The organism is Pseudomonas sp. P5_B2 (assembly GCF_056400445.1).
Genome location: NZ_JBFULH010000221.1, coordinates 1 through 6,840 on the forward strand (window position 1 = coordinate 1; position 6,840 = coordinate 6,840).

The following is a 6,840-nucleotide window of genomic DNA, read 5'->3' on the forward strand; positions in this document are numbered from 1 at the left end:
CCCGGACGCAGAACGCGCAACGCCGACTCAAAGGTCCCCTGAGTACCCAATGCTTCGATGGACACATCGRCACCACGCCCATCCGTCAGGGCCATGATTTGTTCAACCACATCACCGTCCTTGAAGTTGACGACATGCGTGGCGCCCAGTTTTTTAGCCACGCTCATACGTTCGGCGACCGCATCGACGCCGATAATCGTGGTCGCGCCTTTAAGCCGTGCTCCGGCCACCGCGCAGAGCCCAATTGGCCCCAGGGCGAACACCGCGACGGTATCGCCGATTTCCACCCCGCCTCGCTCGGCTCCGGAAAAGCCGGTGGACATGATGTCCGGGCACATCAGCACCTGTTCGTCGCTGAGACCTTCCGGTATCGGACATAGATTGGCCAACGCATCGGGTACCAATACATATTCAGCCTGGCAACCATCAATGATATTGCCGAACTTCCAGCCACCGGTGGCCCGAAAGCCATGCCGGGTATCCGGGCCATCCTGTGAACCACAGCCGCACAGGCAGGCATAACTTTGTCCACTGGGGGTAATCGCACCCGCGATCACCCGCTGGCCTTCGACAAAACCGAGTACCTGCGAACCGAGCCGCTCGATGATGCCGACCGGTTCATGACCGACTGTCAGGCCTTTGGCTACAGGATATTCGCCTCGCAAGATATGCACGTCGGTACCACAGATCGTGGTGGTTGTTATGCGAATCAGCGCATCGAGGGGCCCGACTTCGGGAATGGGTTTGTCGTCGAGCACGATCCGGTTTTTTTCGACGAATATTGCTGCTTTCATGGTGGCCATGGTAATCCCCCTGATCAATATGCGATTGAGTTCAGCACGAAATCCGGACTCTGCCGGATTGCCGGATCAAAGGTTAAGAGCAGCTTGTCTTCGTTATTGCATGGACTTGACCACCCCAGTGCAATTTGAAATCACAGAGCAAACCCGGAGGCTTGGATACATCAAGCCCGCCTCCACAGCGAGAACTTCTTGTTTGCGACCCGGTTGCACGACTCAGACCATCTCTCCACCAGACAGCACGCTCGAATAGTCAAAGCGTGAGTGACAGCCATTGGCCTTGACCCAATCCTGTACGGTACTCACACGCTACGGCGAACAAGGCATCGCTGATCTATCGCAGGACGAAGACCTGAGACCTGTCCAGCTCCTGCAGGGTTATATGAAGCTGAAAGCACCATCAGAGACTGGGAATCGTGGCCAGTGAATGACCAACGTTCACGGACGGCAAACAGCAGATCGTGTTGAAAAAATCGAACCAGGTTGACGCCCCGGCTAGTTAGGTCGAATGCCAATGGGTGGTCAAGTCAGGGTAATTTACCCAGGTGTCAGCGGATTTGGAGAAGTGGCTCCAGCGAGCGGCGAGTTCAGCTAGTCTTCCCGCACCAGTTACTCGAAGACGACACCCATTGCCACAGACCAGCCAATGGCAAGGCTGCGTGTTCCAGCAGCCCACCCTGAACAGGCAGGTCATCGATGTATCAGAACTTAGCACTGCTCGCCGCCTTCCTCCTTATCTACAGCATATTTGCGGGGCGCTTCGAGTCACGCCTGCTCAATGGCCCGCTTATGTTCATGCTTGCCGGTCTGCTTCTCGGCCCGGCATTTCTGGGCATTCTGCAACCCCGGCTTGACAGGGAGGACCTCAAGTTCCTGGCTGAGCTGACACTGGCGATTGTTCTGTTCAGCGATGCGGCCAACGCCAACCTGAAGGTCCTGCGGGCCAATGAAGGACTTCCGCTGCGCTTGCTGATGATAGGGCTACCACTGACCATAGCGGGTGGTTGGCTAGTCGGCGTCTGGCTATTCCCGCAGGTACCACCGCTGGAATTGGCGATACTGGCAACCCTTCTGGCACCCACTGATGCTGCGCTCGGTAAAGCTGTTGTGAGCAATCCCAAGGTTCCCGCGCCCGTGCGTGAAGGGTTAAACGTTGAGAGCGGGTTGAATGATGGAATCTGCGTTCCAGTGTTGCTTATGTTTTTGGCAGTGCTGGTCGAACAGCAGACACAGTCCCCTATCTCACTGGCATTGGAGTTAGTTATCGAGGAACTGGGCATCGGTGCAGTCATCGGTATTACCCTTACGTTCATCGCTTGGCAGTTGCAGCGCTACTCCGGAAATCACCAGTGGCAAACGCCCATGTGGTCACAGTTGACCCTGCCCGGGCTCGCCATTCTTTGCTTTGCCACAGCGCAAACACTAGGTGGTAGCGGATTTATTGCTGCGTTCGTCGGTGGATTGCTCGCAAATTTTCTATTTACCGAGCAAAAGCACCAGATGCTCAAGGCCAGCGAAGAGTTCGCCAGCCTGTTATCGGTCATTACCTGGGGCGCATTTGGCGCACTGGTGATCCCTTGGGCCTGGAGCAGTCTCACCCTGAACATCTGGCTTTACTCGGTGCTCAGCCTGACCGTGATTCGCATACTGCCCGTGCTGATCAGTCTGGTGGGAACCCGCTTCGATTTCGAAACCCGCCTCTTCATTGGTTGGTTCGGCCCGCGAGGTCTGGCCAGCATCGTCTTCGCCGTCATGATATTGGCCTCCCCTCTACAAGCAAGTCGTACCTTGGTGGCTACGGCTGCCTGTACCGTTTTACTCAGCGTGCTATTACATGGTCTGAGTGCCAATCCATGGGTTGCACGGCTGGCCGGTCGTGATCATTGATAGTTGGGTCAGTAGCAATGCAATTCGGTGCTCATGTGCGACTACGCACTTAAGCAACGCTATGCACAATCCCGGATCAAAGGTCATGGGTTGTCATGAAGTGAAAAAACACTGTCGCCAAATGAAATGTCGACCAGCCCCCCGTCTATAAACTGCTCCCCAAGATGTGTGGCAAGCCCTGGCTTTCTGCGGCTCACCCGGCCGGCACAATGCTCAGTTGCTTGCCCKCAGCCATATAACTTCCGGGCGTCCGTCTTGGGTGCCTTACCGGAGTGTCACAATGAATAAGAAAGATAAAGATCTCTCCCAGCAAGCTGCGATGCACACGTTGAACCTGAACCCGGCGTTCGGTCCTCGCGGGCGCGACCTGCTCGGCACCGCTCGCATGGTCTTGCGACAAGTGTTGAAGCAACCCGTGCATAGCGCTCGGCATATGGCTGCATTCGGCTTCGAGCTGAAAAATGTCCTGCTCAACCGCTCGCAGCTCGAGCCAGCGGCGGGAGACAAGCGCTTCGACGAGCACACCTGGCAACACAACCCGCTATACCGTCGCTACAAGCAGACTTACCTGGCCTGGTGCCAGGAGATGAACGACTGGATCAGCACCAGCAACCTTAGCGAACAGGACGCTCAGCGTGGTCAGTTCGTCATCGGCCTGCTGACCGAGGCGATGGCGCCGACCAACACCCTGGCCAACCCGCTAGCGCTCAAGCGCTTCTTTGAAACCGGCGGCAAGAGCGTTCTGAATGGCTTCTCGCAGCTGACCCGGGACCTGATCGAAAACGGTGGCATGCCGAGCCAGGTGGACAAGACTGCTTTCGAGGTGGGCCACAATCTGGGCATCACCGAAGGTGCGGTGGTGTTTCGCAATGAGCTGCTGGAATTGATCCAGTACAAGCCTCGTACCGAGCAGGTGCAGGTGCGTCCGTTGTTGGTGGTACCGCCACAGATCAACAAGTTCTACCTGTTTGATCTGACGCCGCAGAAGAGCCTGATCCGGTTTCTCCTCGACAGCGGTATCCAGACCTTCGCTGTCAGTTGGCGCAATCCGGGCAAGGCACAGCGTGAATGGGGTTTTTCCAGCTACGTTGAAGCCCTGAAGGAAGCGATCGACGCGGTTCTTGCCATTACCGGCAGCGCCGACCTGAATACCTTCGGAGCCTGTTCCGGAGGCTGCACCATGTCCTCGCTGTTGGGTCACTACGCCGCCCTGGACGAGAAAAAGATCAATGCCTTTACCTTGGCGGTCAGCATGTTGGACATACGTCCCGACACCCAGGTCGGGCTGTTCGCCGACGAGAAAACCCTGGAGGCAGCCAAGCGCCGTTCCTATCAGGCTGGCGTGCTGGAGGGCCGCGAGCTGGCCAAAGTCTTCGCCTGGATGCGCCCCAATGACTTGATCTGGAGTTACTGGATCAACAATTACCTGCTCGGCAAAGAGCCGCCGGCATTCGATGTCCTCTACTGGAACAACGACACAACCAACCTGCCAGCCACGCTGCACGGCGAATTCATTGATATGTACCAGACCAATCCGTTCCCGCGCGCCGGAGCCATGGAAGTCTGCGGCACACCGATAGACCTCAGTCAGGTCACCAGTGACTTCTACTGCATCGCAGGCCTGACCGACCACATCACTCCGTGGGACGCCTGCTACCGCTCCATGCATCTGTTTGGCGGTCAGGGCGAGTTCGTGGTGTCCAACAGCGGGCATATCCAGAGCATCCTCAACCCGCCGGGCAACCCCAAGGCGCACTTCATGACCGGCAGCAAACTGCCAGTCGAGGCTCAGGAGTGGATGGACGCTGCCGATAAACAAGCCGGCTCCTGGTGGACCCACTGGCAGGCCTGGGTGCAGGAACGTTCGGGCGATCGCAAAAAGGCTCCAAGAAAACTGGGCAACAGGGCTTATGCCGCTGCTGAGGCTGCGCCGGGTACCTACGTGCACATGCGCTGAACCTGCAGTCATCGGAGGGGCGTGTCTGGCGCCCCATCCATCCCTCGATTTCAGCCTCATGCCCCTGCAGGCGTAGAGCGGCCATGGGCACACGATGGCAAATGACCGAGCCGGACCAAAAGCTATCTAGCAGATTTCATTGTTCACGGGGTGGCAGAAAACACCGCTTCATAGATCTCGAATGGGTTGTCTGCCATAAGCAGTTGCCTCGCGCGGCTGACAGCGCGTTCCAGAGAGGCATTGTCGAGTGCCTGGATGATCAACAACCCCGAAAACTCTCCTTCCTGGCTGCTGCGCATCGACTTCTCGCGAGTAGCGATAGACGTGGCGTCGGTCTGCACGGTCATCATCTGAACGTTTACGACCCAATCCAACTCCGTCAGCGTCTCGGCCAATTGAAGTCCCTTCGACCCTGTCAATGCGTCAGGCAGCACGCCATCGAAACGCGCAATGGCGAGATGACTTCCATGTGCGTCGACATGACCACCACTCACATCGACCGAACCGCCACCGCGACGGAACTGCATCAACTGCGGCATGACCCGTTGCGTCCACGGAGTAGGATCATTGAGTCGTGCGAGATACGCCGGGCTGGACATCACGCTGGCTTCAGCCAACTCATACAACATGAAATATTGCGATGGTTGACTGTCGCGCCGCCTGAACACACGGCCCGAGAGAAAGCCCGGCACGCTGACACGCTCGAAAATATGTTCGCGTGTAAGCCAGTGCAAATAGTCTGTTTCCGCCTCCGCCGCAATCGTGCTCCAGATCGCAAGCAAGCCTTTGGATTGGTCGGTCATCAATGTTCTCGCTTTTACGGTTTCGATGTAGCGGTGCGACCAGCGCACCGCTGGATTAGATCAAGAGTTCGCGTGACGCACTTGTGCATGCTGGTTGCCGGCGACCTCATCGACTGAATCGAGGCGATTCATGTCGACACCCGCCGTTTCCGGGCCAATTGCAATCATGCAGAAAGAGATCACGTTCAGTGTTCCGACAAGTGCAACGAGCGCCCATGGCGAGCCGTGGCCCAAGTTCAGGAGCCACGTTGCAACGATAGGAATCGGTCCGCCTGCGAACAGGCTTGCACCCGTGAAAGCCAGAGCCGATGCAGAATATCGAACATTAGTTGGAAACGCTTCCGCGAACGCGACAGGCTGAATACCGGTCTGCATCTGCGTGAACCCCATGAACAAGCCCATTGCAATCGCCATCGTGGCGAAGTCTTTGGTTTCAAGTAATGGGAAGTACAGCATCATCAGGATGAACGTCGCGGTCGACGCTATAAGGAGGGTGCGTTTGCGCCCAATCCGATCACTGAGTAGACCGCCCATAACCGAACCGACTATGGCGCAACCATTGGCGATCATTAATAGCGTAAACCCCGTCTGTTTAGGAATACCGAGGGTATTCGTCAAATAGCCGAGGGTGAACACAACGGCGAGATAGAACATTGCCGTAGGGCCACAGAAGAACAGCATCAGTCGCAGAATAGTCTTCCAGTGAAGTCTGAAGGCGTCTCGAAGCGGGCTACTGACCGTCGCGACCGCAGACTGTTTCATCTGTACAAAAGCGGGCGTCTCCTCTACTCGCATTCGTATGTAAAGACCAACCAGAACCAACAGAAAGCTCATGACGAAGGGGATTCGCCAGCCGTAACTCATAAAGTCATCTGCGCTCATTGATGCTGAAAGCAGAAGGAGCACGGCATTGGCGACTATCTGACTGAGCGGTGCGCACATGCCGATAAGACCTGAATACCGGCCGCGTAGGGCCGCAGGCGCATGTTCGAGCGCCATGAGTTGCCCGCCGGTCGACTCGCCCCCAAGTGCAAATCCCTGAATGATGCGCAGCAAGACCAGCAAGATGGGCGCGAGTATCCCAATTTGCGCATAGGTCGGAAGCAGTCCCATCAGCACGGAGGTGATACCCATTGCCGATACTGTGCCGAGCATCAGGTTACGCCGGCCAATCTTGTCGCCCAAATGGCCACAGATAATGGCGCCAAGTGGCCGTGCAGCGAGGCCCACACTGAACGTGGCCAAAGATGCCAACAGCGCAGAACCAGGCTCCATCGCAGGGAAGAACAACTTGGGCAACACAGTAGCTGCTACAACCCCATACAACGTGAAATCGAACCATTCTAAAGCGGTTCCGACTGTAGCAGCGGTGACTGCCCGATTAGCCATGGAC

At 56.8% G+C, this 6,840-nt stretch carries 5 protein-coding genes and 1 pseudogene; 3 read left to right on the top strand and 3 right to left on the bottom strand.

Annotated elements, in window-relative coordinates:
* A partial coding sequence (locus AC1DRJ_RS16485; RefSeq protein WP_477803088.1) for a zinc-binding dehydrogenase occupies positions 1-803 on the bottom strand: 803 nt, incomplete at its 3' end.
* Between the two features lie 115 nt (positions 804-918).
* Here AC1DRJ_RS16485 and AC1DRJ_RS16490 point away from each other — a divergent pair.
* From AC1DRJ_RS16490 to phaC, 3 genes and pseudogenes are all read left to right on the top strand, one after another.
* Positions 919-1,197, top strand: a pseudogene (locus AC1DRJ_RS16490) (site-specific integrase); the annotation flags it as partial.
* Positions 1,198-1,496: 299 nt separating this feature from the next.
* Positions 1,497-2,687, top strand: a complete 1,191-nt coding sequence (locus AC1DRJ_RS16495) for a cation:proton antiporter (RefSeq protein WP_477803089.1) — start codon at positions 1,497-1,499, stop codon at positions 2,685-2,687.
* A 280-nt stretch (positions 2,688-2,967) separates the two neighbouring features.
* Positions 2,968-4,644: a class II poly(R)-hydroxyalkanoic acid synthase gene (gene phaC, locus AC1DRJ_RS16500; protein WP_477803090.1), complete on the top strand. Its 1,677-nt coding sequence runs from the start codon at positions 2,968-2,970 to the stop codon at positions 4,642-4,644.
* Between the two features lie 143 nt (positions 4,645-4,787).
* Here phaC and AC1DRJ_RS16505 read toward each other — a convergent pair whose 3' ends face one another.
* Both AC1DRJ_RS16505 and AC1DRJ_RS16510 read right to left on the bottom strand, forming a co-directional pair.
* Positions 4,788-5,447: a hypothetical protein gene (locus AC1DRJ_RS16505; RefSeq protein WP_477803091.1), complete on the bottom strand. Its 660-nt coding sequence runs from the start codon at positions 5,445-5,447 to the stop codon at positions 4,788-4,790.
* A gap of 60 nt (positions 5,448-5,507) precedes the next feature.
* A partial coding sequence (locus AC1DRJ_RS16510) for an MFS transporter (RefSeq protein ID WP_477803092.1) occupies positions 5,508-6,840 on the bottom strand: 1,333 nt, incomplete at its 5' end.

Bases quoted from the DNA above. Each gene is read 5' to 3' on its own strand.
- AC1DRJ_RS16505 (WP_477803091.1), bottom strand. From the start codon at position 5,447: ATGACCGACCAATCCAAAGGCTTGCTTGCGATCTGGAGCACGATTGCG.
- AC1DRJ_RS16495 (WP_477803089.1), top strand. From the start codon at position 1,497: ATGTATCAGAACTTAGCACTGCTCGCCGCCTTCCTCCTTATCTACAGC.
- phaC (WP_477803090.1), top strand. From the start codon at position 2,968: ATGAATAAGAAAGATAAAGATCTCTCCCAGCAAGCTGCGATGCACACG.